4 protein-coding genes are annotated in these 2,178 nt (G+C 52.9%); 3 read left to right on the forward strand and 1 reads right to left on the reverse strand.

Translation table 11 applies throughout. The annotated features are described in order from the left end of the window. Positions 1–100 precede the first annotated feature (100 nt). The 3 genes from KKG35_13655 to KKG35_13665 all read left to right on the forward strand — a co-directional run bounded on the left by KKG35_13655 (position 101) and on the right by KKG35_13665 (position 1,752). Positions 101–445 (forward strand): toxin-antitoxin system HicB family antitoxin, encoded by a 345-nt coding sequence (locus KKG35_13655; protein MBU1739173.1) that lies wholly within the window; start codon positions 101–103, stop codon positions 443–445. A gap of 137 nt (positions 446–582) precedes the next feature. Further along, entirely contained in the window at positions 583–1,377 is a 795-nt protein-coding gene (locus tag KKG35_13660) for an HD domain-containing protein (GenBank protein MBU1739174.1), read from the forward strand. A gap of 189 nt (positions 1,378–1,566) precedes the next feature. Continuing rightward, the gene (locus tag KKG35_13665; GenBank protein ID MBU1739175.1) at positions 1,567–1,752 is read left to right on the forward strand and encodes a hypothetical protein; all 186 of its coding nucleotides are present in this window, start codon (positions 1,567–1,569) and stop codon (positions 1,750–1,752) included. A 25-nt stretch (positions 1,753–1,777) separates the two neighbouring features. On the opposite strand, the gene KKG35_13670 is transcribed toward KKG35_13665, so the two are convergent. Continuing rightward, positions 1,778–1,954 carry an SUMF1/EgtB/PvdO family nonheme iron enzyme gene (locus KKG35_13670; GenBank protein ID MBU1739176.1) on the reverse strand — a complete coding sequence of 59 codons (177 nt, stop codon included), beginning with the start codon at positions 1,952–1,954 and terminating at the stop codon, positions 1,778–1,780. Positions 1,955–2,178: the final 224 nt, after the last annotated feature.

Genomic DNA, 2,178 nt, shown 5'->3' on the forward strand with positions numbered 1-2,178 from the left:
ATGACAAAGGTTCTGCTCTCACTCTTTCCGGCAGGCTTGGTGATGATGCAAAACCATACCAGGAAAAACTGGTCGGGCAAAAGATTGAGGAGGTGAAGCAATGAAAGAGCGTGATCAATATCTGAAAATTGTTGAGTGGTCTGAAGAAGATCAGTGCTATCTAGGGTCGGTGCCGGGCTGGATCGGTGCATGTTGCCATGGAGATGATGAGGAAAAGGTTTACCATGAACTCTGCCGGATTGTTGATGAGTGGATTGAAATTTATCAGAAAGATGGAAAGCCTCTGCCTCCGGCAACCTTAGGCAAAAAATATTCAGGGAAATTTCAACTCCGCACCGGTAGTGATCTCCATCATGCTCTCGCTATCAAGGCATTGCAAACAGGCGAAAGTTTGAATAATTATTGTACAAAAGTTCTGAAAAAATCTGTCTCGCAGAAGGATTGAAGGTCAGACAAAGGGGTCATAATTCATCAGTATTCATTAATTCCGGGGACATACTTAATTGTCAGTTCATATAACTCTAAACTCTTGCTTTGTAAATTGAACATGGTGGGACAATCTCTTAACATCGGGACGGTTCCGTGAACGGTGAACAGTATCGGGAGTTTGCACGCTGGTTCACATCCTATGTATGTTCCTTCAGGGAATCCGATCCCGACCACCAACGAAACCTGGATCTGAAGGAACAACATACCGCCCGGGTGGGGATGAACATGGAGCGCATCACCCGTAAGCTTGGGCTTTCGGCCAATGACCAGCGGTTGGCGGCGGCGATCGCTCTTTTCCACGACCTGGGCCGCTTCCCGCAATACCGTCTCTACCGGACCTTCCGGGATGCGATATCGGAGAATCACGCCAAACTTGCCATCCGTGAGCTGACCCGTCACCGGATTCTCCATACTCTGGACCCGGCGGAGCGCCGGCTCGTTGGTCGGGCCATCATCTATCACAACCGCTTTCACCTGCCGACTCATCTCGACCCGCAAACCCTGCTCCATAGCCGGCTTATCCGTGACGCCGACAAGCTGGATATCCTGCGGTTGATGGCTGAGGAGTTCCGCAAGCCAAAAGCCCTGCAAAATCCGGTGGTCACCTTCAGCCTGGCCCAGGAGAGTGCGGTGCGGGACGAGATCTACCAACACCTCTTCGCGCAACGTCCCATGACCTACGAGGAACTCACCAACGCCAACGAGTTCAAGGTGCTGCAGATGAGCTGGGCCTTTACTCTCAACTTCAGGCCCAGTTTCGAGATAATGCGCGAAAGGGACGACCTTGATGTCATCGCCGCATCCCTGCCTGATTCATCCCTCCGTGACAAGGCCCTGGCCTTTGTCAAGACCTACATCGACCGCCGGATCGCCGACGATCCGGGCTGATACGATACTGCTGCGACACAGGCAGAATGCAGAGCGAGGGGCAGGGCTGCCGTTGGCTTGTTGTTGTTTCATCGAAAATCTGCAATGCCGGGTTATTGTCGGCTTGAGTTTCCGGCTGAAGCTGCTATCTTTAGAGCCGGTAAAAAAAGAAGGGCAACAGAGCGATTGAATACATATCAGGTGAAAAGGATGGAATTTGAGTCATTTGAGCAGGCACTGGAAGTCTGCATGGAGGCGGAAGAGGGCAGCGCTGTCCAGGAAGCGGCCCTGCGCTATTGTTTGCAGACCGCCCCGCCGGATTTACGGGTCATGCTGGAAAAGCGTCTCCATGATGCCGGGGATGGGGATGGGTGCGGCTGCGGTTGCCATAAATAACCGGTGCCGGTGAGGTGGGGGCAGGTTATTTTTCTAGTCGGATCAGCCTGAAACCGATCTCCTTATTCTGCCGGTCGGCCGAGCGGTTGCCGCGGTTGGAGCAGCGGATGGAACCGGTGGCGCTGTACCAGCTGCCGCCGCGCCGGGCCTTGTTGCCCTCGCCGTGTTGATGACAACCACAATAGAGCCACTCCGTGATCACCTAATGGAGCCACTTCGTGACAACGGTAATGGAGCCAGTTGATGATCACGCTAATGGAGCCACCCCATGATCATCGTAATGGAGCCACCCCTTAAGAGGTTTTAATCGGGTCCCGGACTTTCCGGCAATCGGCTATAACCTCCTGAAAATTTGAATTCAGGAGGAAGGCCGATGGCAAACAGGAGGTTCGAGATGTTCCACTATCGTCAAGTTCTAACCCACAT

The sequence above is a fragment of the Pseudomonadota bacterium genome (assembly GCA_018823285.1).
Taxonomy (GTDB): domain Bacteria; phylum Desulfobacterota; class Desulfobulbia; order Desulfobulbales; family JAGXFP01; genus JAHJIQ01.